The organism is Streptomyces sp. CMB-StM0423, assembly GCF_002847285.1.
Taxonomy (GTDB): domain Bacteria; phylum Actinomycetota; class Actinomycetes; order Streptomycetales; family Streptomycetaceae; genus Streptomyces.
Genome location: NZ_CP025407.1, coordinates 6,863,674 through 6,890,581 on the forward strand (window position 1 = coordinate 6,863,674; position 26,908 = coordinate 6,890,581).

Annotated in this window: 22 protein-coding genes and 3 pseudogenes; 13 read left to right on the forward strand and 12 right to left on the reverse strand. The window is 74.3% G+C overall.

The window, feature by feature from the left end; translation table 11 throughout:
- Positions 1-139: 139 nt before the first annotated feature.
- Positions 140-307 carry a hypothetical protein gene (locus CXR04_RS34990; RefSeq protein ID WP_159072404.1) on the reverse strand — a complete coding sequence of 56 codons (168 nt, stop codon included), beginning with the start codon at positions 305-307 and terminating at the stop codon, positions 140-142.
- Positions 308-861: 554 nt separating this feature from the next.
- Positions 862-999: pseudogene (locus tag CXR04_RS36965) on the reverse strand (DUF6112 family protein); the annotation flags it as partial.
- Between the two features lie 280 nt (positions 1,000-1,279).
- Here CXR04_RS36965 and CXR04_RS29840 point away from each other — a divergent pair.
- From CXR04_RS29840 to CXR04_RS29850, 3 genes and pseudogenes are all read left to right on the forward strand, one after another.
- Positions 1,280-3,040, forward strand: coding sequence for a glycoside hydrolase domain-containing protein (locus CXR04_RS29840; protein ID WP_101425322.1), 1,761 nt, complete (start codon positions 1,280-1,282; stop codon positions 3,038-3,040).
- A 26-nt stretch (positions 3,041-3,066) separates the two neighbouring features.
- Positions 3,067-4,059, forward strand: a complete 993-nt coding sequence (locus CXR04_RS29845; protein WP_234380554.1) for a penicillin-insensitive murein endopeptidase — start codon at positions 3,067-3,069, stop codon at positions 4,057-4,059.
- A 32-nt stretch (positions 4,060-4,091) separates the two neighbouring features.
- Positions 4,092-4,682, forward strand: a pseudogene (locus CXR04_RS29850) (NUDIX hydrolase); the annotation flags it as partial.
- Positions 4,683-4,714: 32 nt separating this feature from the next.
- Here CXR04_RS29850 and CXR04_RS29855 read toward each other — a convergent pair.
- Entirely contained in the window at positions 4,715-5,626 is a 912-nt protein-coding gene (locus CXR04_RS29855; RefSeq protein ID WP_442802419.1) for a GNAT family N-acetyltransferase, read from the reverse strand.
- Between the two features lie 70 nt (positions 5,627-5,696).
- On the opposite strand from CXR04_RS29855, the gene CXR04_RS29860 reads away from it, so the two are divergent.
- From CXR04_RS29860 to CXR04_RS29870, 4 genes and pseudogenes are all read left to right on the forward strand, one after another.
- Complete coding sequence (locus tag CXR04_RS29860; RefSeq protein ID WP_101425325.1) at positions 5,697-6,074, forward strand: GntR family transcriptional regulator; 378 nt, start codon at positions 5,697-5,699, stop codon at positions 6,072-6,074.
- A gap of 427 nt (positions 6,075-6,501) precedes the next feature.
- Positions 6,502-6,702 (forward strand): annotated as a pseudogene (locus CXR04_RS36200) (helix-turn-helix domain-containing protein); the annotation flags it as partial.
- Between the two features lie 876 nt (positions 6,703-7,578).
- On the forward strand, positions 7,579-8,505 hold the full coding sequence (locus tag CXR04_RS36205) for a hypothetical protein (RefSeq protein WP_234380860.1): 927 nt from the start codon (positions 7,579-7,581) through the stop codon (positions 8,503-8,505).
- Positions 8,506-8,730: 225 nt separating this feature from the next.
- Entirely contained in the window at positions 8,731-8,997 is a 267-nt protein-coding gene (locus tag CXR04_RS29870) for a hypothetical protein (protein ID WP_078564210.1), read from the forward strand.
- 110 nt (positions 8,998-9,107) lie between these two features.
- Here CXR04_RS29870 and CXR04_RS29875 read toward each other — a convergent pair whose 3' ends face one another.
- Complete coding sequence (locus CXR04_RS29875; RefSeq protein ID WP_101425327.1) at positions 9,108-9,905, reverse strand: ABC transporter permease; 798 nt, start codon at positions 9,903-9,905, stop codon at positions 9,108-9,110.
- On the reverse strand, positions 9,902-10,879 hold the full coding sequence (locus CXR04_RS29880) for an ATP-binding cassette domain-containing protein (protein WP_101426679.1): 978 nt from the start codon (positions 10,877-10,879) through the stop codon (positions 9,902-9,904). Before CXR04_RS29880 ends, CXR04_RS29875 begins: the two co-directional genes overlap by 4 nt.
- A gap of 69 nt (positions 10,880-10,948) precedes the next feature.
- Between CXR04_RS29880 and CXR04_RS29885 the strand changes: the two genes are divergently transcribed.
- Together CXR04_RS29885 and CXR04_RS36970 are read left to right on the forward strand one after the other, a co-directional pair.
- Positions 10,949-11,704 (forward strand): TetR/AcrR family transcriptional regulator C-terminal domain-containing protein, encoded by a 756-nt coding sequence (locus CXR04_RS29885; RefSeq protein WP_101425328.1) that lies wholly within the window; start codon positions 10,949-10,951, stop codon positions 11,702-11,704.
- 78 nt (positions 11,705-11,782) lie between these two features.
- Positions 11,783-12,196, forward strand: a complete 414-nt coding sequence (locus CXR04_RS36970; protein WP_442802420.1) for a hypothetical protein — start codon at positions 11,783-11,785, stop codon at positions 12,194-12,196.
- A gap of 227 nt (positions 12,197-12,423) precedes the next feature.
- Here the strand turns inward: CXR04_RS36970 and CXR04_RS29895 are convergent, their stop codons facing one another.
- The 4 genes from CXR04_RS29895 to hmgA all read right to left on the reverse strand — a co-directional run bounded on the left by CXR04_RS29895 (position 12,424) and on the right by hmgA (position 17,195).
- Positions 12,424-13,851: a type ISP restriction/modification enzyme gene (locus tag CXR04_RS29895; RefSeq protein ID WP_101425329.1), complete on the reverse strand. Its 1,428-nt coding sequence runs from the start codon at positions 13,849-13,851 to the stop codon at positions 12,424-12,426.
- A 48-nt stretch (positions 13,852-13,899) separates the two neighbouring features.
- Positions 13,900-14,403, reverse strand: coding sequence for a hypothetical protein (locus tag CXR04_RS29900; RefSeq protein WP_199850558.1), 504 nt, complete (start codon positions 14,401-14,403; stop codon positions 13,900-13,902).
- Positions 14,404-15,051: 648 nt separating this feature from the next.
- Positions 15,052-15,804 carry a GntR family transcriptional regulator gene (locus CXR04_RS29905; RefSeq protein ID WP_101425330.1) on the reverse strand — a complete coding sequence of 251 codons (753 nt, stop codon included), beginning with the start codon at positions 15,802-15,804 and terminating at the stop codon, positions 15,052-15,054.
- On the reverse strand, positions 15,801-17,195 hold the full coding sequence (gene hmgA, locus CXR04_RS29910) for a homogentisate 1,2-dioxygenase (RefSeq protein ID WP_234380555.1): 1,395 nt from the start codon (positions 17,193-17,195) through the stop codon (positions 15,801-15,803). Before hmgA ends, CXR04_RS29905 begins: the two co-directional genes overlap by 4 nt.
- Before the next feature lie 183 nt (positions 17,196-17,378).
- Between hmgA and CXR04_RS29915 the strand changes: the two genes are divergently transcribed.
- The 4 genes from CXR04_RS29915 to CXR04_RS29930 all read left to right on the forward strand — a co-directional run bounded on the left by CXR04_RS29915 (position 17,379) and on the right by CXR04_RS29930 (position 23,333).
- Positions 17,379-18,797: an aldehyde dehydrogenase family protein gene (locus CXR04_RS29915; protein WP_101425331.1), complete on the forward strand. Its 1,419-nt coding sequence runs from the start codon at positions 17,379-17,381 to the stop codon at positions 18,795-18,797.
- Positions 18,798-18,837: 40 nt separating this feature from the next.
- On the forward strand, positions 18,838-19,926 hold the full coding sequence (locus CXR04_RS29920; protein ID WP_101425332.1) for a Zn-dependent alcohol dehydrogenase: 1,089 nt from the start codon (positions 18,838-18,840) through the stop codon (positions 19,924-19,926).
- A gap of 363 nt (positions 19,927-20,289) precedes the next feature.
- The gene (locus tag CXR04_RS29925) at positions 20,290-22,521 is read left to right on the forward strand and encodes a PQQ-dependent sugar dehydrogenase (RefSeq protein WP_234380834.1); all 2,232 of its coding nucleotides are present in this window, start codon (positions 20,290-20,292) and stop codon (positions 22,519-22,521) included.
- Positions 22,518-23,333, forward strand: coding sequence for a ThuA domain-containing protein (locus CXR04_RS29930; RefSeq protein ID WP_101425333.1), 816 nt, complete (start codon positions 22,518-22,520; stop codon positions 23,331-23,333). Before CXR04_RS29925 ends, CXR04_RS29930 begins: the two co-directional genes overlap by 4 nt.
- Positions 23,334-23,508: 175 nt before the next feature.
- Here the strand turns inward: CXR04_RS29930 and CXR04_RS29935 are convergent, their stop codons facing one another.
- From CXR04_RS29935 to CXR04_RS29945, 3 genes are read right to left on the reverse strand one after another with little or no spacing between them, the layout of a single operon-like run.
- Positions 23,509-24,045 (reverse strand): GNAT family N-acetyltransferase, encoded by a 537-nt coding sequence (locus CXR04_RS29935; RefSeq protein WP_101425334.1) that lies wholly within the window; start codon positions 24,043-24,045, stop codon positions 23,509-23,511.
- Between the two features lie 18 nt (positions 24,046-24,063).
- A complete protein-coding gene (locus CXR04_RS29940; RefSeq protein ID WP_101425335.1) occupies positions 24,064-25,602 on the reverse strand; it encodes an amidase in 1,539 nt (512 codons plus the stop codon).
- On the reverse strand, positions 25,599-26,798 hold the full coding sequence (locus CXR04_RS29945; RefSeq protein WP_101425336.1) for a MalY/PatB family protein: 1,200 nt from the start codon (positions 26,796-26,798) through the stop codon (positions 25,599-25,601). Before CXR04_RS29945 ends, CXR04_RS29940 begins: the two co-directional genes overlap by 4 nt.
- Between the last annotated feature and the right edge of the window lie 110 nt (positions 26,799-26,908).

Here is a 26,908-nt window from a genome sequence, read left to right on the forward strand (position 1 = left end):
CCGGGGGCGGGGCCTGTTGGGACGAGGACTCCGGTTCGTCCGCCGGGCACCGCCCGACTCTTGTCCGGATCAGGAATCGCCGTCGTTCCCCGCCTGCGGTCGGGATTCGCCGTCGGTATCCCCCTCATCGTCAAGGACCTCAGTAACCAAGTCCGGCCTCGCGCCCCGGGGCCTCGGCGACCCCACCTGCGGCCTGGCCGTCCACGCCGTCGGCAATGGCGAGCAGCCGGTGACCGGCGTAACCGGAGTCCTCGTTGCTTTCCCGGACCAGTCCCCGGTGCGAATTCGCCGCGTAGTGCAGCGTCAAGCCGGTCGAGGCGCGGGGCCCGGGGGCCGACGCTTTGCCGCGGGAGAATCTTCTCCGGCTGGATCGTTTCCCGGTCTGGGTTGGTGCCTGATGAACTCCGGCCGGTGGAGGTGTCACGGGGTGGTGGGGAGGCAGGGACGGAGCGGGGGACTGACCTTGATCGCGACCGGCCGCCCGCCGGGTGAACGCGCCAGGAACACCTGACCCATCCCGCCCAGGCCGATCCGCGGCGCGATCCGGTATCGGCCCACCTGCTGCGGATCCCCGGGCTCCAAGGCTTCCAACCCGCCCAACCCCCTTACCCGTTCGGCAGCTCCAGACGACCACCGTTCGCGCCGGATCATCGTAGGTCGCAGAGGTCTGCCGTCGCAAAGGAAACCGGCCTCCACGCTTGAGGGTGGGGCGACGGAGTCGGCGGGCCATTTCGGCTCGCGGATATCCGGGACGGGCTCCCGGTTCGTCTCGCGGCGTCCGCTGCGAGGGTCTCCGAGGCGGGGCCGCAGGAGGCGTTGACACTGCCGGGGCGGATCGGCCGGATGGCTCCTGCGAGGGCTTCACCGAACTCTCCCCCCGAGCGCGGAGAACAACTCGACGATTCCATTCGACGCCCCGAGGAGTAGCGCAGCCCCGCCGGCTGCCACAGCTCCGCGTTTGCAGTTCCGCTCGGCCTGATGGCCACCGGAATAGTGGCCCAGGCTGTCCGGTCGCCAGCGAGCATCAACGGCATCCGGAAAAGGGCATGCCAAGGAGAACGGGAAGAGAACGGAAGGAAGTTGCAGGAGCCTGCTGCCGTCTCTTTGTCCTGGGCCGTACATGTCGAGGTCACCCGTGTCGCGGCAGGCCGCGGCCGCGCAACCGTCGCGCAACCGCCGCGCTCCGGCCATCGCGTAGACACGTGCCGAAGTGCCGTCCCGCGATCGGAGCCCGCACGGAGTTCCCCGGACCCCCACCGCAGTAGGAGAGCGATTCGCGATGTCACTCAGCCGTACGGGGTCCTGGCGCCCCCTGCTCGCCGGCCTGGCGGCCCTCGCCACCCTCGGCGGGCTCACCGCCGCGGGCCCGGCCGCCGCCGCGTCCCCGCCCGACACCGGCAGAACCGTCGACTACCGCGGTTACGAGGTCACCGTCCCGGCCGGCTGGCGGGTCGTCGACCTCGCCGCGGACCCGGGCGCGTGCATCCGCTTCGACCGCCCCGCCGTCTACGTCGGCGAGCCCGGCGACCAGAGCTCCTGCCCGCCGGGGCTCAAGGGCCGTACCGCAGGGCTCGTCGTGGAGCCGATCGACGCCGGGGCCGCGCGGCAGACCACCGCGGCCACCGCCGTCGCCCCGCGCGGCCGCGCGACGGCGCCCGCGGCGAAGTCCCGCGACGGCGCGATCCAGGTGGCCGTCGAGGACGCGGGCGTCCTGGTCACCGCCGCACACGGGCCCGCGACCGAGGACCTGGTACGCGACGTCCTCGCCGGCGCCGAGCTGACGGCCGCCGCCGAGCGCACAGAACTGCCCGCCGCCGGCGCTCCGTCCGGGGGCGCCGCGCAGCCGACGGCCGCCGCGGGGCCGCAGCCCGGTGACTTCCGCGGCCAGGGCTTCGACGCCTGCGCCGCGCCGTCGCAGACCGCGATGGACGCCTGGCTCGCCGGCTCCCCGTACCGCGCCGTGGGCGTCTACATCTCCGGCGCCACCCGCGCCTGCGCGCAGCCCAACCTCACCGCGAGCTGGGTGACGAACCAGACGAACAAGGGCTGGCACCTCATCCCCATCGACGTCGGCCGGCAGGCGCCGTGCAGCAGCTTCTCCAACAAGATGTCGGCCGACCCCGTCACCGCCCGCGCCCAGGGCGTCAGCGCCGCCAACGCCTCGGTGACCGCCGCCCAGAGTCTCGGCATCCCGGCCGGCAGCGCCCTCTACTCCGACATCGAGGGCTACACCTCCACCGCCTCCTGCAAGGCCGCGGTCATGAGCTACGTCTCCGGCTGGACCGAGGGCCTGCACGCCAAGGGCTACCTCTCCGGCCTGTACTCCAGCGCCTCCTCCGGCATCCGGGACGCGGCCAGCGTCTACGACGACGCCCGCTACCTGCGCGTGGACCACCTGTGGTTCGCGTGGTGGAACGGCGTCGCCGACACCGACGCCGGCTCGTACGTCCCGGACTCCTACTGGGCCGGCCACCAGCGCATCCACCAGTACGTCGGCGAGGTCTACGAGACGTACGGCGGCCAGCGCCTGCACATCGACCGCAACTACCTCGACGTCGGCCAGGGCACCCCGCCGCCCGTCACCTGTACCACCGCCAACCTGAGCTTCAACGCCTACGGAACTATCCGCTCCGGCTCGACGGGCGCCCTGGTCGACGCCGCCCAGTGCCTCCTGAAGGCCGCGGGACACGACCCCGGCGGCGCCACCCCGACCGGTACCTTCGACGCCGGCACCGTCACCGCCACGAAGGCGTTCCAGACCGCCAGGGGCCTGACCGCGGACGGCGTCATCGGCCCCCGCACCTGGACCGCGCTGCTGGCCCGCGGCACCACGCCCACCCTGCAGAACGGCTCCACCGGCGACGCCGTCACCCGGCTCCAGCGCGCCCTGACCGCCGCGCTCGGCCGCACCGTCGGCATCGACGGCATCTTCGGCCCCGGTACGCAGACGGCCGTACGCGACTACCAGACCAGCCGTGGGCTCGGCGTGGACGGCATCGTCGGCCCGGCGACCTGGGGCGCGCTGCAGGCAGGCAAGTGACCGGCGATTCCGTGGAGGAGAACGCGATGAAGAAAACGAAGAAACGGCAGCACAGACCGCTGTTCCGGCTGGCCGCGCTGGTCGCCACCGTGGCCGCCCTGCTCCTGGGCCTCGGCTCGCCGGCGTCCGCGTACCCCCAGGCCGCCTTCCCGACGCAGAGCAGCGGCAACAGGGGCACCGACGTCCTCGCGCTGCAGCACCTGCTGACCGGACAGGGCGTCTCGGTCTCGCCCGACGGGGTGTTCGGCCCCGCCACGAACACCGCGGTGCGCCAGCTCCAGAGCGCCAAGGGCCTCGGCGTCGACGGCATCGTAGGACCGCAGACCTGGGGCGCGCTGACCCCGACGATCCGCCAGGGCGACACCGGCGGTGCCGTCAGGGCCCTCCAGGCCGCACTCAATGCCAAGCGCGGCGCCGGGCTCACGGTCAGCGGCACCTTCGACGCCGCCACGACCGCGGCCGTACGGACCTTCCAGGGCCACGCGGGCATCGGCGTGGACGGCATCGTCGGCCCCGTCACCTGGAAGAACCTGCTCTGGCACTACGAGAACACCAGCTTCGGCAGCACCATGTGCGGCCAGAGCCCGGACGGCAACGCGAACGCCCACTGGGGCACCTCCGCCGCCGTCGCCCAACTGGAGGCCGCCGCGGCGTCCTTCGCCGGCACCGGCAACGGCAAGCTGCCGGTCGGCGACAGCGGGTTCGAGCACGGCGGCGACATCCCGGGCCACGCCAGCCACGAGCTGGGGCTCGACTTCGACGTCTGGCCGATCCGCACGGACTCGGCCCAGTGCACCGCCGGGCGGATCACCTGGCAGTCGGCCACGTACGACCGCGCGGCGACCCGTGAACTGGTCAAGGCCATCCGCGCCTCGGCCCCCGGGCACATCAAGCTGATCTTCTTCAACGATCCGCAGTTGATCTCCGAGGGCCTGGTCACGCAGTACGCCAACCACGACAACCACCTGCACGTGCGCTACTGCGAGGCGGTCCACGGGAACGCGCTCTACGACTGCTGAGCACCAAGCCGCCTGTCAGTGGCGGCTGCGAGGATCGGCGCATGAGTGCAGAAGTGACCGACGGCGCACCGCGAGAGCGCGTGGCCCGGCTGGAGCGGCCCGACCGCCACCGGGAGATCGTGGACGTGCACCTGCTGCTCCTCCGGCGCGCCCCCGCGCCGGAGGTGCTGCTGGCCCGCCGGGCCGGCACGGGCTACGCGGACGGCCTGCTCAACATGCCGAGCGGCCATCTGGAGGACGGCGAGGACGTACGGTCCGGGGTGCTGCGCGAGGCCGCCGAGGAGATCGGGCTCGTGCTCGCCCCGGAGCAGGTCGCGGTGGCGCTCGTCATGCAGCACAAGCCGCCGGCGGGCCGGTCCCGGATGGGGTGGTTCTTCGCCGCGGAACTGCCGCCCGGCGCGCGGGTGGTGAACGCGGAGCCGGACAAGTGCGCGGGGATCGGCTGGTATCCGCTGGACGCGCTGCCGGACGACCTGGTGGCGTCGTGCCGGGCGGGGCTTGAGGCGTACCGGGCGGGGGAGAGGTTCGTCGTGCACTGGCACGAGGCGGACGACCCCCTCGCGTACGACCCGGGGATACCGGACCGGGCCGTGGTGCTGCCGCAGACGGCGGGCCCGCCGTGACGCCGGGCGGGACGTGACGCCAGGCGGGGTCCTCAGAGGTCCTTGACGCAGCGCAGCTCGGTCAGGAACGGCTCGTAGCCGAACCAGCGGTTGATCGCGAGCATCGGCTCGTTGTCGCTGTCGTTGCCCGTGAACGCGTCGGTGTACCCGGCCGCCCGCGCCCGCCGCAGCGACTCGTGCTTGGCGAGCTTCGCCAGCCCCCGGCCGCGGAACGCCCGGCGGCTGCCGGTCATCCCGGACAGATAGCGCGCGCGCCCGTCGGTCTCCGCCAGGCTGAACGCCGCCACCTCGCCGTCGACCAGGGCGGCGATCGTCAGGTCGTGGTCGAGCAGCGGCTCGCGCCAGGTGTGGTCGAGCCAGTGCTCGTACGCCATGGCGTCGGCCGGCGTGTCGCTCGGCTCGTCCAGCGCCGCCTCCGCGTCCGCCTCGTACAGCGGCCGGGGGTCGTCGAAGTCCGCGAAGGCGCGCAGCTCCACGCCCGCGGCCGGCTCGCGCCGCGGCGGGAGCGCGGCGCGCAGGTCGAGGTGGAGGATCCGTCCGGTACGTCCCCGGCGGTAGCCGCGCCGCTCGGCGAAGCCCATGTCGCGCTCCGTGTCGTACACCCAGGTGTAGACGGTGGTCGCGCCCTGCGCCGCGAGATGCGCCTCGGCCGCCGCCACGAGCGCGCTGCCGGCGCCGCGGCCGGTGTGCCCGGGGTGCACGTGCGGCTGCGCGATGCCCTGCCCCGGGGTGCTGCTGTCGTACTGGACGAACGCCTCGCACTCGCCGACGATCTGCCCGCCGTCCTCGGCGACCAGCGCCCGCAGCCGCTTCTCCGGCGGGGCCGAGGCCACGCTCCAGCGGACCGACTCGGCGGTGGTGACGAGGAACGGCACCGCCGCCCGCTGCACCTCGGCGACGGCGTCGGCGTCCTCGGGACGGAAGTCGCGTACGAGCACACTCATGGCGCCGCACCGTACGGCGACGGGGGTGCCGCTGTCGTGCGAATTTCGCCCCGCGGACCACAATGAGTCCGTGACCATCCAGATTTTCGTCGACCAGCAGGCGCCCGAGGCACCGTACGAGCAGGTGCGCGCCCAGATCTCGGCCCAGGCCCGCGGTGGCGTGCTCCCGGCCGGCACCAAACTGCCCACCGTCCGGGGTCTCGCCGAGCAGTTGGGCCTCGCCCCGAACACCGTCGCCAAGGCGTACCGCGCGCTGGAGAGCGACGGGGTGATCGAGACCCGCGGCCGGCACGGCAGCTACGTGGCCGCCGCCGGCGACGCCGCGCAGCGCGAGGCGGCCGCGGCCGCACAGGTGTACGCGCAGCGGGCGCAGCGCCTCGGACTCGACCACGGAACCGCGCTGACCGCGGTGGAAGAGGCGCTGCGCGCCGCCTACGCCGGCGCGTAGGACCCCACCGGGCTCGGGACCCGGTCCGGGTCCTCGGGGGTACACGCCGAACCTGGGGCCTCGTCACCCGGGCCGGGCCGTTGTGCTCGCGGGGTACGGCGCCGGGCGGGCGGTCGGCGCGCAACGGCCCGGCCGACGAGGCCCACCAAGGGCCGAGCCGACGACGTACGCAGACCGCACCCGGAGCCGCCCGCGAACCGACCCGGCCCGGGAGGCCGTCGCGCGGCGCCGAGCGGATACCCCCGTACTCCGCCCGGCGCCGCGCCGCTTCGGTGCTGGGGCTTGGCTTGGTGCTGGTGACAAGCCTGCGGACCGGAGGGAACCGGCCGCAAGCGATCGCGGTGGAAACGGGAAACTGGAACGGGAATCCGGCCACCGACCAGCGCGGACAGGACTAGGGTGGAACGCGTCGGAACGGGGGCGGGACGTGAAAGACGCGGCGACGGAGAAATTCGCGGCGCTGTTGCGCGAGTTGAAGCAGCGCTCGGGGCGCAGCTACGGGTCGCTTGCGGCGCGCCTCCACGTGAGTACGTCGACCCTCCACCGCTACTGCAACGGCGACGCGGTTCCGTCGAGCTACGCCCCTGCGGAACGCTTCGCGCGCCTGTGCGGCGCGACCCCGGAAGAACTGGTCGAACTCCACCGCCGCTGGCACCGCGCCCACGGCACCCGCCGCGGGGCGACTCCGTCGTGGGCGGCGGGAGAGCCGACGCCGGGCACGGACCGCGGTGCGCCTGCGGCGGGCGCGGGTCGTGGAGGAGTGGACCGCCGGTCGCCTGGAGCACGGCCGGGTGCCCGGCGCGGGTCGGGTGCCGACCGGGGTACGACGCCGTCGTGGGTCTCGGATGGGCAGGAGGGCCGGAGCGGCCGGGCCGGGGACGGGAGTTCCGGCGCGGACCGCGGTACGACACCGCCGCGGACGGCGGATGCACCAGGAGGCCGGAACTCCGGTTCCACGACGCACGGCGGCGCGGTCGCGGGACCCAGCGAAGCGGTTGGCGGCTCCGCCGCGGCCGGGACGGCCTCAGCCGCACGCCCCTCCGCCTCCGGCGGCGCAGCCGCCCGGGGCGTCGGCGCCGATGAGGCGCCGGACTCGGACGCGCCGCCCGCCCTGCCCACCGCCTTCGGCGGTGCAGCCGCGCGGGGCGCCGACATAGGTGACGCGACGGGCTCCGCCGTCGAGCCGTCCGTCGTCGGGAGCGCTGGGGCGGCTGCCACACGCGGCGGCTCCGGCGCGCGTGGCTCGGCCGCCGACGGGCCTTCGGCTTCCTCCTCCCGTGGCTCTGCCGCCCGTGAGGGCGGCGCCGGTGACGCATCGCCTGCCGCCCCCCTCGGCTCGCCCGCCCGCGGGGCGCTCGGTGCCGGCCCCGGCGAAAAGCGTCGTTTTGCCGGCAAGTTGCGCCCTGGTCACGGCTCCACAGCCGCGGCCGACCGCCGAGGTCGGCGGTGGCGGCGGGTGGGGGTGCCCGGGGCGGGGGTGGCGGCTGCTGCGCTTGTGGCGTTTGTGGCCACCTCCAGCGGGTCCACCGGCGAAGGCCGCGCCGACGGTGAGACCGGGCCCGCGAGCGGTGTCGTGGCCGACGGGAGTCGCGGTGGCGGCGGTGCGCAGGGAGGCGAGACCGCGGAGAAGGAGCGGTCCGCCGAGCCCTCCGAGCGGCGCAGGCCCTCGCCCGCCGGCGGTGGCGAGGACGCGGAGGCGGGGGCAACCCCCGGTGCCAAGCCCCGCAAAGGCGGGGCCGGTCCCGCGGGCCGCGACACGCCCGCCGTGCGGACCCCCCTCGCCTGGTCCGTCCGCTCCCACGTCTGGTCGAACGGCTGCGACCACCGCTATCTCATCGACAAGTCGCCCGACGACGTGCCGCCCCCGCCCATCGCGCAGGACGCCGAGGCGTGGGCCTCCAGCCAGGGTGCCGTCCACGGCGGGACCACGAACGTCGAGGCCGCCATCGAGCCCCGCGGCGACGAGCCCGTGACCATCAACGCCGTCCACGTGCGCAAGACCTCGACCGGCACCCCGCTGCCGTGGAGCGCGTTCGCGATGTCCAGCGGCTGCGGCGGCGAGATCACCCAGGCGGCGTACCGCGTCGATCTCGACAAGCCCCGCCCCGTTCTCAAGCCCCAGCAGGGCGGCGACTCCACGCACAAGTGGGACCCTCCGGCGCTGCCGTTCCGCGTCACCGACGACGATCCGCTGTCCCTCCTCATCCATGCCAACACCGAGGACTACGACGTCCGCTGGTACCTGGAGGTCGAGTGGAGCAGCGGTGACGACTCCGGCGTCGTACGCCTCGACGACCAGGGCGCCCCCTTCCGCACCAGCGCACTCAAGGGCCGCCCGCTGTACGGCTACGACACCCTCAACGGCTCCTGGTACACGGAGTCGGTCGACGTCCCCGCGGACGAGTCCGAGTCCGCGTCCCCGGCGCCGTAGCCGTCCGGCCGGCCGAACCGGAGGAAGAGGAGGAACCGGAAGAAGCGGAAGGCGATCCACCGCCGAGGGGCGTATTCCAGCCAGATGAAACGGTTCTCCAGGTCAAGACCGCGTTCTGGGCCGGGAATTGGGGATGATTCCCTTGTGGGGGATGCGCATGTGACGCAGGCAGACGATAGGGTTAGCCTGCCCGGGCCGGGAGCCCTCGTAAGGGTGGGGAGAGTCATGGACCAGATAGCAATGCGCGGCAAAGCGCGAGTTCCTGCGATCAACTGCGGGAGCACCGCGTCGCGGGCACGCGTCGACCGGCATCTAGCCGTGCTCGGCGGACCCGCCGCCCCTCAGGGGGACACGGACAGCGCCACCATGCTGATGCGTGAGCTGACCGCACGCGAGGACAGGGCCGCGAAGCCGGGCCGTATGGCGCGCGTTTCCCTCTTCGCCCCGCTGCGGAAGCTGCGGCGCACCCTCTTCGGCAACCGCCGGAGCTGACAGACAGCCCATATCGGGGCGGGCGCGGCGACCCGGCATGCCGCGCCCGCCCCGATCGCTGCCCGCGTCCGTTCGAACCCCCCACCCGAACAGACCCGTAGCAGCGTGTCTCAGCCCCGTCCCCGCGCGCTGCGCCGCACGGCCAGCGGTACGAACACGGCCAGCAGCGCCACCGACCAGACCAGCGCCGCCGCCACCGGATGCGTCATCGGCCATGCCGCGCCCGGTGCGTCGTCCAGCCCCGGCGGCGCGCTGCCCGTCAGGTCCCGTACGGCGGTGACGTACGCGCTGAGCGGGTTCCACTCCACCACCGCCCGCAGCCAGCCGGGCATGCCGTGGGTCGGTACGTACGCGTTGGACAGCAACTGCAGCATGAACGTCGTGCTCGCCAACTGCCCCGCCGCCTCCTCGTTGCCCACCGCCATGCCGAGGTGGATCCCGATCCACGCCGAGGTGAACCGCAGCAGGAGCAGCAGCCCCAGCGCTCCGGCCGTCGCCGCCGCGGAGCCGTCGTTCCGCCAGCCCACGGCGTAGCCCACCGCGACCAGCGGCACCAGCCCGGCGGCGAACAGCAGCACGTCCGCCACCGCGTGCCCCAGCGGCACCGCCGCCCGGCTGATCGGCAGCGCCCGGAAGCGCTCCGTCACTCCGCGCCCTGTGTCGACGGCGGCCTGGAGCATGCCGGTGACGAGGCCGCCGGCGGCGGTGGTGGCGAAGAGGCCCGGGACGATGTACGTGCGGTAGTCGGCGTCGCCGGGGAGTGAGACCGAGTTGCCGAAGACGTAGCCGAAGAAGAGCAGCAGCGTCAGCGGCATGATCTGGGTGATGACGAGCAGCGCGGGGTTGCGCCGGGCGCGCTGCAACTGGCGGCCGACGATGGCCATGCCGTCATACGCGAGGTCGCTCATGCCGCCGCCTCCTTCGTGTCCTGGGCGGTCCCGGCGGCGTCCGCCCCGGTGAGCCGCAGGAACACCTCGTCCAGCGTCGGCCGGCGCAGGGTCGCGTCGACCACCGGCACCCCGGCGGCGTCCAACTCCCGCACCACGCGCGGCAGCGTCAGCTCCGGGTCGTACGCGGCCGCCCCCACCGCGCGCCGCTCGGCGTCCAGCCGCGGCTCGCCGCCGGTGAGCGGTCCGAGCACCACGGCCGCCGCCGCGAGCGCCGTCTCGTCGGCCACGACCACCTCCGCGTACGCGCCCACGCGCTGCTTCAGCTCGTCCGGCGTGCCGGTGACGGCCGCCCGGCCGTGGTCGACGACCACCACCGAGTCGGCCAGCCGGTCGGCCTCCTCCAGGTACTGCGTCGTCAGCAGCACCGTCGTGCCCGCCGCCGCCAGCTCGCGCACCGCCGCCCAGATCTGCTCGCGGCTGGCCGGGTCGAGCCCGGTGGTCGGCTCGTCGAGGAAGAGCACCCGCGGCCGGGCCAGCAGGCTGGCGGCCAGGTCGAGACGCCGCCGCATGCCGCCGGAGTACGTGCGGGCCGGCCGGTCGGCGGCCTCCGCGAGGCCGAACCGCGCCAGCAGCTCGTCCGCCCGCTCCCGCCCCGCGGGCCCGCGCAGGCGCAGCAGCCGGGCGAAGAGGCGCAGGTTCTCGCGCCCCGACAGGTCGTCGTCCACGGATGTGGCCTGCCCGGTGACGCCTATGGCGCGGCGCACGGCGGCCGGCTCGGCGGCGACGTCGTGCCCGGCGACCCGCGCGGTGCCGGCGTCCGGCGCGACGAGCGTGGTCAGCACGCGTACGGCGGTGGTCTTGCCGGCCCCGTTCGGGCCGAGGAGGCCGCAGACGGTGCCCTCGGGAATGGCGAGGTCGAGCCCGCGGAGGGCGTGGACGTCGCCGTAGCGCTTCTCCAGCGCCTCACTAAGTACAGCGTACGTAGTTGTCATGCGGCCGAGCATAACCGACTCAGTACGCTGTACGTAAACCGCCACCCGACGGCACCGAGGAAGGCAGCGATGGCAGCGAGCGGACGAGCCGCCGACGGGTCGGCGCGCGGCGCCACCCCCGAGGTGATCTGGACCCGCCCGGAGCGCGCGGGCCGCGGCCCGCGCCCCGCGCACAGCCGCGCCGCGATCGCCGCCGCCGCGGTCCGCATCGCCGACGCGGACGGGCTCGACGCGGTCACGATGCGCCGCGTCGCCGCCGAGATCGGCAGCGGCACCATGTCGCTCTACAACTACGTGCCGCGCAAGGAGGACCTGCACGAGCTGATGGTCGATGCGGTCAGCGCCGAGTACGACCTGTCGGTGCCCCTCACCGGCGACTGGCGCGCCGACGTGCTGGCGCTGGCGGAGCAGTCGCGGGACCTGATGCGCCGGCACCCCTGGCTGCCGCGGCTCACCGCGACCACGGCGTACGGGTTCACACCCCACGCGCTGCGCTACCTCGACCGGTTCCTCGCCGCCCTGGCGGGCCTGGACGTGCCGCCGGGCACGAAGATGGAGCTGCTCGCGATGGTCACGGCGTCGGTGACCAGCTACGTCACGTTCGAGATCGCCCTCGCGGAACGGGCCCGCGCGCTGCCGTGGACCGAGGCGGAGGAACAGGCGGTCCGGGGGGCGTATCTGGCGGGGCAGTTGGCGACGGGCGAGTATCCGCACCTGGCCGCGACCCTGGCCCAGGCGGCGGAACCGGGGGACTACGAGGCGGCGTTCCAGCGGATGCTGGGACGGGTGCTGGACGGCTTCGAGACCTCCGGCGGGCCGGAGTGACAGGGCTCTGCCAGGTCGACCGGGGCTGCCCGACGCCCTCTTGAAAGGCGTCCCGCCCCGAGATCACGTTCCTCAGCCATGCATCTCTCCCGGCGTCTGCTCGCCCTGCCGCCCGGCCTCGCCGCGACCGCAGCGATCGGGCTCCCGCCCGGCGCCGCCGCGACGGGCGGCACGCCGGGCCCGGCTGCGGCGCCGGGCGATCCGCTGTCGTACGTCGTCAACAGCGCAACCGACGCCACCACTCTGGACCGGGTCGAGACCGCCACCGCCCAGGTCTCCGGCGTCGCGGCGCTCCTGAAGCGCACGCACCCGCGCGCCTCTCCCGCGGAACTGCGCGCCCTCCTGGCCGCCCACGCCGACGACCCCGGCTGCCCCGACACCTACGACCCGGACGGCGACGGCACCGAGAACGCCGTCTGCGAGGGCGACGCTCGCCACAACGGCTTCTACGGCACGGGCATCGCCGACGCCTTCGACGCGGTACGCCGCTAGGGTCTGTCGTCAATCTCCCGTCTGCGGCTGGGGGTACCGCCCACGTGCGCGCAGCGTGCTGTGGGGGCGCCTGGCACGCACGCTCGCCGCGTTGTCGGGATCGACCGGACAGGCCCACTGTGCGGACGACCGTCCGCCTTGCGATCGCACGCACCGGCCGCCGCGCAGCCCGCCCTGCGGGCGAACGACGCGAGATCGACGACAGACCCCGGCGCGCCGCGGCGCGCTCATATCAGGGCGAACTGGCCCTCCGGGCCCTCCTCGTGGTGGTCCAGCACCGACGCCGGGCGGCGGGACGAGGGCGGGGCGGGCAGGATGCCCGCCTCGTGCAGTTCGGCCGCGGTGATCTCCGCGGGGTACGAGCCGTCCGTGCCCCGCGCCTCGTCCGCGCCCGGGTCCGCCGCCTCCGCGAGCAGCGCCAGCACCGTGATCAGCTCCAGCAGCTCCGACGTCCACTCCTGCGGCCAGGCCCCGGGCCGTATCGCCGCCAGCGTCCCCGGCTCGGCGGGCTCCAGCCGTGCCGCGATCCACTGCTCCAGCACGGAGACGCCGCCCGCCGTGAACTCCCATGCGCCGCGCGGCACCGGCGAGATGCGGCCCTCGCCGAGGAGCAGCGCCTCCTCCTCCGGGTCGTACGACACCTCCGCGGGCCTGGCCGGCAGCGCCGCCCGCACATACGGCCGCCGGCCGCCCGGGAGCCGGGGCCTGCCGCCGCCGCGGGCGCCGCGGAGCTGCACCTCCAGCAGCCGCCGCCCGCGCGCCACGCCGGCCCGCCACGCCTCGGGGTCCGCGGTCAGCGGCACCGCGCAGCCGCGCGGGGTGGCCCGCCCCGTGGCCAGCGCCCACGCGAACACGTCCTCGGGACCGACCTTCCCGCCCAGCCGCCGTCCCAGCCAACGCAGCAGCCGCGGCGGGAGGTTGGGCTCCCGGCCCCGGGGGCGCCGGTACAGCGGCCGGATCCGGCCCGGCCGCCCGGCGGGCGAGCGCCCGTCCGGCAGCAGCGCGGACGCGACCACGGCCAGCCCGCAGGACCCGCCGGGGCCCGGCGTGACGTATCCCGCCTCGACGGCGAACAACTGCCGGTCGTCCGCGACCCGCCACAACTCGGGGCGGGCGGCGTCGAGCAGCCGGTTGTCGGGGATCAGCCACTGCTGGTCGTACGCCCCGTGCAGCACCCGCACCGGCTCGGGACACGGCCCCTCCTCCCGCGCCAGCCGCCCGGTCCCGGCGGCCCGGCCGGGCAACTGCGCCACGGCACTGTGCGTCGTCCGCGCCCGCGTCGCCCGGAAGAGTGCGTCCCGCTCGTCGCCTTCGGCCCGTACGAGCGCATCCCACCGCCGCCGCAACGAGGCGGCGTCGGGCGCCATGACCCACCCCCGCCCGAGCCGCAGCGGGGCGACGCCCCAGGGCATGAGATCGGCGAGCAGCGGGGCGGAGTCGCCTTCGGCGAGCTGACGGGCAGGGGCGGGCGTCGCACCTTCGACGGATGCCCGCGGCTTGACCACGGCCCGCCGCGCCGCAGGGACCGCGGGCGCGTCCGCCGCGGAGTCCGCGCGCGCGGGCCGCTCCTCCGCCGGCGGCTCCTCCGCCGGGCCCTCCGCCGCGGACGCGGCGGGCTCCGCCACGGCCGGACCACCGTCCGCCGAACCACCCATCCCGCGACCTCCCCTCGATCCCCGAGCCCCCGCAGGGCGCTTCGCATCCTACGATCCCGCTGCGACATCCCCGGCGCCGTCATCGTCCCGTCGCGCGCTGTTGAACGCCGCCCGAAGCTGCAGCCAGCCCGGATCCCCCGGGGCCGCGGTGGTGACGGCTGCCAGGTCATCCGGATCCCAGGCGCGGGTCCCGTCGGACAGGACCAGGTGGGTCTCCGGATCACCATCGTCCGGAAGGTCGGAGGTGGCGTCCAGGAACGCGATGACCGCGGCTCTCGACGTAGCGCCGGTTGTGCCGGAGGTCTCCCCGGACTCGGCGCGCACGGACACGAGCACGAGTTCGCCGCCACCGCCGGCGACGGCCAACTCGCCCGTCGCCAGGGCGCCCAGCGCGGCTACCGGGGAGCCGGCGAGTACGGCGTGCTCGACCGCGTGCCGACCGTCGACATCGAGTGCGACGAAAGTTCCCTTCGGGGTTCCGACCCAGAGGATGCCCGGTGGGCCCCGAACGCGATGTTCTCCCGTGACCAGGCGCTCATCCGGTCGAGCCACTCCTGCGGGTAGGGAAAGCCAGGACCGGGTTCGCCGAGGGTGGTCGCCAGCACGCGGCGGAGGGAAGGGAACTCGAAGACCTCCACCGCGTTGCCGCGAATCGCCAGATGGCGTCCGTCTGCGCTGAAGACCGGCGTCTCGTAGCCGTCGGCGTCCAGGATCAGTGCCCGGCGAAGCACCCGCATCGCGGCGGGGGCGGTCTCAGCCCGGACGGCCGGGCGTTGTGGGCGCCGCCGTGGTCAGGAGGTGACGAAGACAGCGCGTGGCACCGCTCCGACGTCCTCGACCTCGCTTCGGGCGCCCTCGGTCCAGAGTTCGGTAGTCGGCGTCAGGTGGCAGTCCCTCCAGCCCCGAGAGCCCGGCGGGAGTCCACCGCACCACTCCGTCCTCGCCCGACACCACGAGCAGCGGCCGGTCGGGATGCCATGCCGCAGTGGGCGTCCGCTCCATCCGGTCCAGTCGGCTGTATCGCCGTAGCCGCCCGACCCGGCGCCGACGGAGGCGAGTTCGTGTGTTCGTCCCGCCTCGCAGTCCCAGAAGTCGGACCGCAGGACGTTCCGCGTCCAGGCCGGCGACCAGTGGAAGCCGCGGGTGGCATATCAACCGCTCGACCGGCCGGCCGCCGCCGGCTCGCGGGCCGTTCCGGGGCTACGGTGCCTCCAGCGTCACGCTGAACGAGAAACGGTCGCCGCGGTAGCGGATCCTGGCCACGTCCACCACCCTGCCGCCGTCGTCGTACGAGACGCCCGTGTAGTGCAGGATCGGGCTCAGCAGCGGGACTCCGAGCAGTTCGACCGTCTCCGGTTCCGCCAGCGTGGCGGTGACCGTGTCCGTGATGCGGGCGATGTGGATGCCGGCGCGGTCGCGGAGGACCTTCGTCATCGGCCAGCGCTCCAGGTCCGCCGGGTCGATGCGGGCCGCCGCTTCCGGGTGGACGGTGTTGTCGGCCCAGTTGGTGGCCTCGCCGGTGGTGCCGTCGTGGCGCAGGCGGCGGTACGTCATGGCCTCGGCGAGATCCGGGAAGTACCCGGCGAGGTCCGCGGGGACCGGGGCGGGGCCGTGGGCCAGGAGCGTCGTGCGGTCGCCGGACTGCTGGGCGACGATCGCGTCGACCGAGCCCAGCAGCCGGACGGGGGCGGTGTGCCGGGCGGTGGCCTCGATGAACGTGCCGCGCCGGCGGTGCCGCGTGATCAGACCCTCCTCCTCCAGCTCCTTGAGGGCCTGGCGGAGCGTGAGCACGCTGACGCCGTAGTGCCCGGCGAGCTGTTCCTCCGTCGGCAGCCGCAGCGGCGCGTCCGGGGGGCGGCCGAGGATCGAGGCGCGCAGGGACTGCGACACCTGGTACCACAGCGGCAGCTTGCGGTTGAGCTGGAGGGAGTCGGGGGCGAAGAGGCCGGTCATGGCCTGAATTCTTGCCGCAGCCCCCGCCACACGTCGTCGTAGCCCTGCTGGAGGTGGTCGGCGTCCCGCGCCTGCGGCGTGAGCGTGACCGGCCAGCGGGTCTCGAACATGAACGCCAGCCCGTCGTCGATCTTCTGCGGCTTCAGCTCGGCGGCCGAGGCGCGGTCGAAGGTCTCCTGGTCGGGGCCGTGCGCGGACATCATGTTGTGCAGCGAGCCGCCGCCGGGCACGAAACCTCCCGGTCCGGCAGTCTTCGCGTCGTACGCGCCGTCGACGAGGCCCATGTACTCGCTCATCACGTTCCGGTGGAAGTACGGCGGCCGGAAGGTGTCCTCGCCGACGAGCCAGCGCGGCGCGAAGACGACGAAGTCGACGCCCGCGAGCCCCGGGGTGTCGGAGGGCGAGGTGAGGACGGTGAAGATGGACGGGTCGGGGTGGTCGTAGCTGATGGTGCCGATGACGTTGAAGCGGTGCAGGTCGTAGACGTACGGGACGTGGTTGCCGTGCCAGGCGACGACGTCGAGCGGGGAGTGGTCGTACGTGGCCGTCCACAGGTTGCCGCAGAACTTGCTGACGACCTCGACCGGGCCCGCCGCCTCCTCGTACGCCGCGACAGGGGCGAGGAAGTCGCGGGGGTTGGCCAGGCCGTTGGCGCCGATGGGGCCGAGGTCGGGGAGGACGAAGGGGCTGCCGTAGTTCTCGCAGACGTAGCCGCGCACGGTGGCGCCCGCGGTCAGCGGCTCGACGCGGAAGCGGACGCCGCGGGGTACGAGGGCGACGTGTCCCGGCTCGGCGCACAGCAGGCCGAGTTCGGTGCGCAGCAGCAGGCCGCCGTGCTCGGGGACGACGAGGAGTTCGCCGTCGGCGTCGGAGAAGACGCGGTCCATGGGGGCGTTGGCGGCGTAGAGGTGGATCGCCATGCCGGTGCGCTGGGTGACGTCGCCGTTGCCGCCGAGGGTCCACAGACCGGCCAGGAAGTCGGTGCCCGCCGGGGGTTCGGGCAGCGGGTTCCAGCGGAGCCGGTTGGGGTCGGGGACCGCCTCGGTGAACGGGGCGGTGCGCAGGGCGCCGTTGTCCGCGCGGACGAAGCGGGGGTGGGCGGCGGAGGGGCGGATGCGGTAGAGCCAGGAGCGCCGGTTGTGGGCGCGGGGCTCGGTGAACGCGGAGCCCGACAACTGCTCGGCGTAGAGCCCGAGGGGGGCGCGCTGGGGGGAGTTGCGCCCGGTGGGCAGGGCGCCGGGGACGGCCTCGGAGCTGTGCTGGTTGCCGAAGCCGGAGAGGTACGACAGCCTCTCGGCGGTCTTGCGCGCCCGCTCGGCGCGCTCCTGCTCGCCGCGCGCCTCCCCCGCCCGTCCCTGCTCGGCCCGTCCCTGCTCTGCGCTGCTGGTCATGGGGGCACCGCCCGCTTTCTCTCACCATTCCTATGGGGAACCATAGGAATGGTCTCAGGTGGACGCGGACGGCGCCACCCGGCGCGCGTGACCCACCGCACGCGCGGCCGGCCTGGGCGCCGAAAACTACCGGCGCTAGTTTGGTGCGGTACGCACACCGCCGATCCACCGGGAGACGTACCGATGCAGGCTCACGACGGCATGTTCATCGACGGCCGCTGGCAGCCCGCCGCCGGCGGCGGCGTCATCGAGGTCGTCGACCCCGCCGACGAGCAGGTCATCGCCACCGTCCCGGCCGGCACCGCCGCCGACGTGGACGCCGCCGTCGCCGCCGCCCGCGCCGCGTTCCCCCGCTGGGCGGCGACCCCGCCCGCCGACCGGGCCGCGCGCGTCGGGGCGCTCAGCGACGCGCTGGCCGCCCGGGCGGAGGACGTCGCCGCCACGGTCACCGCGGAGCTGGGCGCGCCGCTGACGTTCAGCCGGAAGGTGCACGCCGCGGTGCCGGTCGCCGTCTCCGCCTCGTACGCGGAGATCGGCGCCGCGTACCCGTACGAGGAGAAGGCCGGGACCGCCACCGTCCTGCACGAGCCCGTGGGCGTCGTCGGCGCGATCACGCCGTGGAACTACCCGCTGCACCAGATCGTCGCCAAGGCCGCCCCCGCGCTCGCCGCCGGCTGCACCGTGGTGCTCAAGCCCGCCGAGAACACCCCGCTGGTCGCCCGGATCTTCGCCGAGGCCGTCGCCGCGGCCGGCTTCCCGCCCGGCGTCCTCAACGTCGTCACCGGGTACGGCGCCGAGGCCGGCCGGGCGCTGGCGGAGCACCCCGGCACCGACTTCCTGTCGTTCACCGGCTCCACCGCCGTCGGCCGGACCGTCGCCGCGGCGGCGGGCGCGGCGGTCAAGCCCGTGGCGCTGGAGCTGGGCGGCAAGTCCGCGAACGTCATCCTGCCGGGCGCGGACCTCGCCAGAGCCGTCAACGCCGGTGTCGCCAACGTCATGGCCAACTCCGGCCAGACCTGCACCGCCTGGACCCGGATGCTCGTCCACAGGGCCGCGTACGACCAGGCACTCACCCTGGCGACCACCGCCCTGACCAAGTACGCGCCAGGCGACCCCCGCGACCCCGCCACCCGCCTCGGCCCCGTCGTCAGCGCCGTACAGCGCGAGCGCGTCCGCGGCCACATCGAGCGCGGCACCGCGGAAGGCGCCGTGCTCCTCGCCGGCGGGGCCGGGGCTCCCGAGGGGCGCGAGCGCGGCTACTTCGTCCAGCCCACCGTCTTCGCCGACGTCACCCCCGACATGACCATCGCGCAGGAGGAGATCTTCGGCCCGGTGCTGGCGATCATGCCGTACGAGGACGAGGACGACGCCCTGCGCATCGCCAACGGCACGGTCTACGGACTGGCCGGCGCCGTGTGGGCGGCCGACGAGGCGGAGGCGGCGGCGTTCGCCCGGCGGATGGAGACCGGCACGGTCGTCGTCAACGGCGGGAAGTTCGACCCGCTGGCGCCGTTCGGCGGCCACAAGCAGTCGGGCATCGGCCGCGAGCTGGGGGTGGCCGGGCTCGCGGAGTTCCTGCACACGAAGTCGCTGCAGTTCTGACGTACGCACCCCGCCGCCACCCGGAGATACGGAGCCCCCGATGACCCGCGCCGCCGTCCTGCCCGCGATCGGCTCCCCGCTCGAACTCGCCGACATCGACGTCCCCGCCCCCGGGCCCGGCCGCGTGCGCGTCCGCCTCGCCGCCGCCGGCGTCTGCCACTCCGACCTCTCCCTCGCGAACGGCACGCTGCGCCAGCCGGTACCCGCGGTCCTCGGCCACGAGGGCGCGGGCACCGTCGTCGCGGTCGGCGACGGCGTCACCGGCGTGGCCACCGGGGACGAAGTGGTGCTCAACTGGGCGCCCTCCTGCGGCGCGTGCCACTACTGCGGGCTCGGCGAGCCGTGGCTGTGCGCCGCGGCGGGCGCCGCCGCGGCCGAGCCGTACGCCACCCGCGACGGCGCCGGCCTCTACCCGGGCCTGGGCACCGCCGCCTTCGCCGAGGAGACCGTCGTGCCCGCCCGCGCCGTGCTGCCCCTGCCCGCCGGGGTACCGCTGGCCGACGCCGCGCTCCTCGGCTGCGCCGTGCTCACCGGCTGGGGCGCCGTGCACCACGCCGCCGCGGTACGGGCCGGGGAGTCGGCCGCCGTCTTCGGCGCCGGCGGCGTGGGGCTCGCCGTGCTGCAGGCCGCCCGGATCGCGGGCGCCGGGCCGCTCGTCGCGGTGGACGTGTCGCCGGCGAAGGAGGAACTGGCGCGCGCCGCGGGGGCCACCGACTTCGTCCTCGCCGCGCCGGGCGGGGAGCGCGACACCGCGAAGCGGATCCGTACGCTGACCGCCGGGATCGGCGCCGACGTGGCGATCGAGTGCGCCGGCCGGGCGGAGTCGATACGCACCGCCTGGTCCAGCACGCGGCGCGGCGGACGGACGACGGTCGTCGGCATCGGCGGGCAGGAGGAGCGGGTGTCGTTCTCCGCACTGGAGCTGTTCTACTTCGGCCGCACGCTCGCCGGTTGCGTCTACGGCAACAGCGACCCGGCCCGGGACCTGCCCGCCATCGCCGCGCACGTACGCGCGGGGGAGCTGGACCTGGGCGGGCTCGTCACCGCCCGCATCGGGCTCGACGGCATCCCGGCGGCGTTCGACGCGATGCTGGCGGGGCGCGGGGGCCGGGCGCTCGTGGTGTTCTGAAGGCCGTCAGCCGGGTTACTTGACGAAAGCCGTACGACTGGCGGAAAGAAAGTGTCCTGACGATCAAGCTGCGATAACGTACTTGTCTTCACTTCTTGGCGACACGGGGCGGCCGGATGCGCTTTCCTGTAACTCTCTCCGCCCTTTGGGCTCTTGGTGGATAAAGTTTGTGTGCGGTGGGGTCGAAGCAGTTCCCAGAGTGGCGAAAAGAAGTTAACTTGATGCGGACCGGTCAGACCGGGACGGCGTTGTCACCCCCCTCCTGAGGACGACGCCGCCCCGTGGCGCGACGGCGCGCGCCTGTGCAACCCCCCACCGACCTCTCCACGGAGGAAGCGCGTGCACAGGAAACTGAGAAAGGTCATGGCCGCATTGTCCGGCGGCCTGCTCGTGACGTCGGGCGTGGTCGCGCTCACCGTCACGCAGACGGCCACGGCCGCCCCGCCGCAGGCCGCGGCGGCGGAGTTCCGGCAGGTCGAACTCGCCAAGGGCGTACCCGACACGGGCGAACCCATGTCGCTGGCCGTGCTGCCCGACCGGTCGGTGCTGCACACCGCGCGCGACGGCACGCTGCGCCTGACCCATGCCGACGGCGACACCAGCGTCGCGGGCAAGCTCCCCGTCTACACCAACGACGAGGAGGGCCTGCAAGGCGTCGCCGCCGACCCCGGCTTCGCGTCCAACCGCTTCGTCTACCTCTACTACGCCCCGCCCCTGAACACCCCCGGCGGCGGCGCCCCCGAGACCGGCAGCCCGGCCGACTTCGCGCGCTTCGACGGCGTGAACCGGCTCTCGCGGTTCGTGCTGAGCGCGAACGGCACGCTGGACATGGGCAGCGAGGTCACCGTGCTGGAGGTCCCGACCTCCCGCGGCCAGTGCTGCCACGTCGGCGGCGACATCGACTTCGACGCCCAGGGCAACCTGTACCTGTCCACCGGCGACGACACCAATCCGTTCGCCTCGGACGGCTACACGCCCATCGACGAACGGGCCGACCGGAACCCGGCGTTCGACGCCCAGCGCTCCGCCGGCAACACCAACGACCTGCGCGGCAAGGTCCTGCGGATCAAGGTCAACGCGGACGGTTCGTACGACATCCCGGACGGCAACCTGTTCGCGCCCGGCACGGCGAAGACCAAGCCCGAGATCTACGCCATGGGCTTCCGCAACCCGTTCCGGATGAGCGTCGACAAAGCGACCGGTGTCGTCTACCTCGGCGACTACGGCCCCGACGCCGGCACCGCCAGCGCCACCCGCGGCCCGGGCGGCCAGGTCGAGTTCAACCGCATCACCGAGCCGGGCAACTTCGGCTGGCCCTACTGCACCGGCGACAACGACGCCTACGTCGAATACGACTTCGGCAACGGCTCCTCCGGCGGCACGTACAACTGCGGCGCGCCCGTCAACAACTCGCCGCACAACACCGGCCTGACCGAACTGCCCCCCGCCCAGGCGGCCTGGATTCCCTACGACGGCAATTCCGTCCCCGAGTTCGGCAACGGCTCGGAATCCCCGATGGGCGGCCCCGTCTACCACTACGACGCGGACCTCGACTCGGCCGTGAAGTTCCCCGAGGAGTTCGACGGCGACTACTTCGCCGGCGAGTTCGGCCGCCGCTGGATCAAGAACATCAAGGTCGACGGCTCCGGCGGGGTCCAGTCCATCAACGCCTTCCCCTGGTCCGGCACGCAGGTGATGGACATGGCCTTCGGGCCCGACGGGGCGCTGTACGTCCTGGACTACGGCACCGGCTTCGGCAGCGGCGACGCCTCAAGTGCGCTCTACCGCATCGAGCACGTACCGGCGGGGCAGTCGGCCGGAGCCGGGGCGGGCGGGAAGCCGGAGGTGGTGAAGGCCGGCGGCGGGCGCAGCGACAGCGCGCCGGCCGAGAGCGCGGCCTCCGTGGAGCTGCGACTGCCGGGCGACGGGCAGCTCTTCGAGTTCGGCGACGCCGTGCCGTTCGAGATCGAGGTGACCGACCCCGAGGGCGGCGAGGTCGACTGCTCGAAGGTGACCCTCGACTACCTGCTGGGCCACGACTCGCACGCCCACCACCTCGCGTCCGCTGCGGGCTGCTCCGGCACCCTGCAGACGCCGACGGACGGCGGGCACGACGTGAGCGCCGACATCTTCGGCGTCTTCACCGCCAAGTACACGGACGCGGACGGCACCATCGTCACCGACCAGCACCTCGCGCAGCCCCGGCACCGGCAGGCGGAGCACTTCACGACCGCCGAGGGCGTCGAGGCCGAGCAGGCGGAGTCGGCGGAGGGCGGCGCGCGCCTCGGCGGCATCGACGACGGCGACTGGATCGCGTTCAGCCCGTACCTGGTCGAGGACGGCGAGTTCACCGCCCGCGTGGCCGCGGCGGCGGCGGGCGGCGCGATCGAGGTACGCGCCGGGGCGCCGGACGGCGCGCTGCTCGGCACCGTCGACGTGCCGGCGACCGGGGGCGCGGACACGTACGAGGACGTGACCACCACGCTGGCCGACGCGCCGGCGGAGACCACGACGCTGCACCTGGTCTTCACGGGCGCGGGCGACGCGCCCTTCACCGTCGACTCCTTCATCCTCGGCTCCGGAGGCGAACAGTGACAGACGACAAGAAGCGGCGGGCCGGACGGCTCGCCATCCCGGCCGCGGCCTGCGCACTGCTGTGCGCCGCGGCGGCGGTACCGACGAGCGGCGCGACGGCGGCGCCCGCGCCCGAGTCGCCGGCTGCCGACCAGGCCGCCGCCTTCGACGTGCTGGTCTTCTCCAAGACGGCCGGCTTCCGGCACGACTCGATCGACGAGGGCGTCGCGGCGCTCACCAAACTGGGCACCGAGAACGACTTCTCGGTCACGGCCACGGAGGACGCCGGTGCGTTCACGGCGGCGAACCTCGCCCAGTACGAGTCGGTCGTCTTCCTGCACACGACGGGCGACGTGCTCGACGGGACCCAGCAGGCGGCGTTCGAGGGCTACATCAGGGGAGGCGGCGGCTACATGGGCATCCACGCCGCCGCCGACACCGAGTACGGCTGGCCGTTCTACGGCGAGCTGGTCGGCGCCTGGTTCGCCTCCCACCCGGCGATCCAGCAGGCCACGGTGAACGTGGAGGACCACGCGCACGACGCCACCGCGCACCTGGACGACCAGTGGGTCCGCAACGACGAGTGGTACGACTACCGGGCCAACGCGCGCGATACCGCGCACGTGCTGGCCACGCTCGACGAGTCGACCTACAACGGCGGGCAGATGGGGGAGGACCACCCCATCGCCTGGTGCCAGGAGTACGAGGGCGGCCGGTCGTTCTACACCGGCGGCGGCCACACCGCCGAGTCGTACGCGGAGCCGGACTTCGTCCGCCATCTCCTCGGCGGCGTCCGCTGGTCGGCGGGCGCGGTGGAGGCCGACTGCGGCTGAGCCCGCCCCGAGACCCGTCGTCGCCGCGAGGGGCGGCGGCGACGGCCCGGCCCCCGGGCCGGCCGGCGCGGGGCGGAACGCCGATCCACCCCCCGCCGAACCCAGGTGCCCGGCCGTCCCGGCCGGGCACCTGGTCCGTGCCGTTGCCCGTGCCCGTGCCGTTCCGGGGCCGGTGCTACGGCCTGTCGTCCAGCAGTTCGCCCTCCAGCAGCCCCATCGTGAACTGGTCGTACCAGCGCCCGTCCCGCCGGAACACGGACCGCAGCCGGCCCTCCTCCACGAATCCCACCTTCTTGTAGACGCCGATCGCCGCGTGGTTCTCGGTCACCACCGTCAGCGAGATCTTGTGCAGCCGCATGTCCTCGAAGCCGAAGCGGCATATCGCGCGCAGCGCGTCGGTGGCGTAGCCGCGGCCCCAGTACTCCTTCTCACCGAGGTAGACGTCCAGCTCCGCCAGGCCCGTCTCCGGCTCGGCGTCGCGCAGCCGGACGAGGCCGATCAGCGCGCCGTCGGCCAGCACTTCGACCGCGTACAGCACGTCGCCGTACGCGTTCGGGGCGCGCTCCTCCAGGTTCCGGCGGACCCGCGCCAGCGACGCCGCGTAGCCGTCGTCCATCCAGCGCATCACGTCGGGGTCGTGGTTCCACCGCCACAGCGCGTCCGCCTCCGCGGGCTCGAACGCCCGCAGCTTCACCAGCTTTCCGAAGACCATCCGGCTTTCCTCGTTCTCTCAGGCGTCCTGGATCCGGCGCCAGGGCAGGTCCGCCTCCAGGGCGAAGGCCAGCTCCAGCAGGGTGCGTTCGTCGCCGTGGGCCGCCGAGAGCATCACGCCCACCGGCATGCCGTCCGCGGGTGCCGGTTCCATGGCCGGGGCGGGCAGGGAGATCGCGGGGCTGCCGTTGATGTTGTTGATGGGGGTGAACGCCACGTACGCGCGCAGGCGGTTCAGCAGTTCCTCGTACGGGACGTTCGGCGACAGGTGGCCCAGGCGCGGGGTGGTGTGCGCGAGGACCGGGGACAGCAGCACGTCGTAGCGCGTGAGCGCCGCGTCGTACGCCTGGTCCGCCGCGCGGCGCAGGCGGCGCAGGAACGCCGGGGTGGTGTGCATCCGGCGCACGTACGTCGAGCGCAGGCCCTTGCTCAGGCCGTCCATCCGGCGTGCGTCGAAGTGCCTGTCGTACACGAGCCGGCCGCCCGCGCCGGCGAGGAACGCGAGCAGCCCCCAGTACGCGATGAAGTCCTGCTCGAAGCGGCCGTCGAGCGGCAGCGCGTAGGTCTCGACCGTGTGCCCCTGCCCCGCCAGCGCGGTGGCGACCGCCGCGACGGCCGCGCGCGTGGCGGCGTCGGTCGGCACGCCGGTCGGCGACTCGGCCACCAGGCCGATCCGCAGCCGGCGCGTGCCCGGGCCCTCGACCAGGCCGAGCGGGGGCATGCGCGGGTTGCGCCAGTGCCGTTCTGCGGCGGCGAGGAACGCGGCGGTGTCGCGCACGGACCGGCTCAGCACCCCGTCGCCGACCATGTCGATGGGCAGCCTGCGGCCCGTCTCGTTGGCCACGACCCGGCCCCGGGTCGGCTTGAGGCCGACGAGCCCGCAGCACGCGGCGGGAATGCGGATGGAGCCGCCGCCGTCGTTGGCGTGCGCGATCGGCACGGCGCCGGAGGCGACGAGGGCGGCGCTGCCGCCGGAGGAGCCGCCGGGGGAGTAGGAGGGGTGCCAGGGGTTGCGGACCGGCTCGTCGTCCTCGTACTCCGTGCTGGCGTTGAAGCCGAACTCCGGCAGCCGGGTCTTGCCGAGGAAGGTCATGCCGGTGCTCAGGAACTGGCGCGTGAACGGCGCGTGCCGCGGCGCGGCCTGCGGGGTGAAGGCCGCGCTGCCGTGGCCGGTGGGGAGGCCGCCGTAGTCGGTGTTGTCCTTGAGCAGTGTGGGTACGCCGGCGAGCGGTCCCGTGGCCGCGCCGTCCGTCCGGTACGTGTCGTAGGCCGGGACGGCGACCGCGTGCAACTCGGGGTCGACGAGCCGGATCCGCTCCACCGCGGCCCGGGCCAGCTCCCCGGCACCGACCTCGCCGTCGCGGACGAGCGCCGCGAGGGCGACGGCGTCGTGCGCGCCGAGGGCGTCGTCCCGGAAGGCGTGCACGGGCGGGCGGCCCGCGGGCGTCGCCGCCTTCCCCGCCCGCGCTCCCGCGCCAGGGGCGCCGCGCCGTGCCGCGCGGCTGCGCTTGCCGGCCGCCTTGTCGTCCTGGCGGTCCGCCGTCATGTCGTCGGTCATGGCCTGCCTCCCGGCTGGGGCGACGCGTCCACGGCGGTGGCCATCCGGTCCACCGCCTCGGTCAGCACCTCGGGCGAGGTGGCGAAGTTGAGCCGCGCGTGGCCCGCGCCGCCGGTGCCGAACGGGATCCCCGACGCCAGCGCCACCCGCCCGCGTTCCAGGAACAACGCCGCGGGATCGTCCCCGAGTCCCAGCGCGCGGCAGTCCAGCCAGGCCAGGAACGTACCGCCCGGAACGCGGTACTCCACCCCCGGCAGCCGCTCCGCCAGCAGCCGTCCGAGCAGCCGCCGGTTCTCGTCGAGGCCGGCGAGCAGCGCGTCGAGCCACGGGCCGCCGTGCCGGAACGCGGCCACGTGCGCGAGGGCACCGAGGTGGCTCGCCCCGTGCGACATCTCCTGCGGCAGCAGCGCCAGCTCGCCCGCCGACTTCTCGCCCGCGACGGCGACCGCGGACTTGAGCCCCGCGAGGTTCCACGCCTTGGACGCCGACAGCAGCGCGAAGCCGCGCTCCGCGCCGGGCACGGTCAGATACGGGACGTGCCGCGCGCCCGGCGGCACCAGCGGGGCATGTATCTCGTCGGCGACGACCCGCACCCCGTGCTCCCCGGCGAGCGCGGCAACCTGTGCCAGCTCGGCGGCGGTGTGCACGGTGCCGGTCGGGTTGTGCGGGCTGCACAGCAGGTACGCGGCGCGATGGCCGCCGGCGCGCGCGGCGGTGAACGCGTCCGCCAGCGCGGCGAAGCCGATGCGCCCGTCCTCCCCCAGCGGGGCCTCGACCACGCGGAGGCCCATGTGCTCGGTGTAGGCGTAGAACGGCGGGTAGACCGGGGAGTTGACGACGACCACGTCGTCAGGGGCCGTGACCAGCTTCAGCACCTCGGCGATGCCGCGCATCACGTCCGGCACGAGGGCTATCCGCTCCGTCGGCACCTGCCAGTCCCAGCGGCGCTCGGCGAACTCCGCCACCGCCTCCGCGTACGGCTCGACCGTCGCGTACCCCGTGTCGCCCAGGTCGATCGCCGCGCGCACCGCCTCGGCGACGGGCGCGGCGAGCTGCGTGTCCATCTCGGCGACCCACAGCGGCAGCACGTCGGGCGGATACGCCCGCCACTTCACCGACGTCCGCCGGCGCAGCTCCGCGAGCGTCGGCCCGCGCAGCGGATCGGCCACCGGGGCGTCGGGCGTCCCGGCGCTCATCGGCGCCCGCCGGCGGGGCGTGGCGGGCGGGGGCGTACGAAGGTGTTCGACTGGGCCATGTCCGCCATGGTAGGTCGGCCCACCGACACCGGACCTGCGAATTCACGCCT

Bases quoted from the DNA above. Each gene is read 5' to 3' on its own strand.
- CXR04_RS29875 (WP_101425327.1), bottom strand. From the start codon at position 9,905: ATGAGCGACCTCGCGTATGACGGCATGGCCATCGTCGGCCGCCAGTTG.
- CXR04_RS29895 (WP_101425329.1), bottom strand. From the start codon at position 13,851: ATGGGTGGTTCGGCGGACGGTGGTCCGGCCGTGGCGGAGCCCGCCGCG.
- CXR04_RS36970 (WP_442802420.1), top strand. From the start codon at position 11,783: ATGCATCTCTCCCGGCGTCTGCTCGCCCTGCCGCCCGGCCTCGCCGCG.
- CXR04_RS29840 (WP_101425322.1), top strand. From the start codon at position 1,280: ATGTCACTCAGCCGTACGGGGTCCTGGCGCCCCCTGCTCGCCGGCCTG.
- hmgA (WP_234380555.1), bottom strand. From the start codon at position 17,195: ATGACCAGCAGCGCAGAGCAGGGACGGGCCGAGCAGGGACGGGCGGGG.
- CXR04_RS29940 (WP_101425335.1), bottom strand. From the start codon at position 25,602: ATGACCGACGACATGACGGCGGACCGCCAGGACGACAAGGCGGCCGGC.
- CXR04_RS29915 (WP_101425331.1), top strand. From the start codon at position 17,379: ATGCAGGCTCACGACGGCATGTTCATCGACGGCCGCTGGCAGCCCGCC.
- CXR04_RS29885 (WP_101425328.1), top strand. From the start codon at position 10,949: ATGGCAGCGAGCGGACGAGCCGCCGACGGGTCGGCGCGCGGCGCCACC.
- CXR04_RS29935 (WP_101425334.1), bottom strand. From the start codon at position 24,045: ATGGTCTTCGGAAAGCTGGTGAAGCTGCGGGCGTTCGAGCCCGCGGAG.
- CXR04_RS29925 (WP_234380834.1), top strand. From the start codon at position 20,290: ATGGCCGCATTGTCCGGCGGCCTGCTCGTGACGTCGGGCGTGGTCGCG.
- CXR04_RS29855 (WP_442802419.1), bottom strand. From the start codon at position 5,626: ATGAGTGTGCTCGTACGCGACTTCCGTCCCGAGGACGCCGACGCCGTC.
- CXR04_RS29905 (WP_101425330.1), bottom strand. From the start codon at position 15,804: ATGACCGGCCTCTTCGCCCCCGACTCCCTCCAGCTCAACCGCAAGCTG.
- CXR04_RS29920 (WP_101425332.1), top strand. From the start codon at position 18,838: ATGACCCGCGCCGCCGTCCTGCCCGCGATCGGCTCCCCGCTCGAACTC.
- CXR04_RS29880 (WP_101426679.1), bottom strand. From the start codon at position 10,879: ATGACAACTACGTACGCTGTACTTAGTGAGGCGCTGGAGAAGCGCTAC.
- CXR04_RS29870 (WP_078564210.1), top strand. From the start codon at position 8,731: ATGGACCAGATAGCAATGCGCGGCAAAGCGCGAGTTCCTGCGATCAAC.
- CXR04_RS29845 (WP_234380554.1), top strand. From the start codon at position 3,067: ATGAAGAAAACGAAGAAACGGCAGCACAGACCGCTGTTCCGGCTGGCC.
- CXR04_RS29945 (WP_101425336.1), bottom strand. From the start codon at position 26,798: ATGAGCGCCGGGACGCCCGACGCCCCGGTGGCCGATCCGCTGCGCGGG.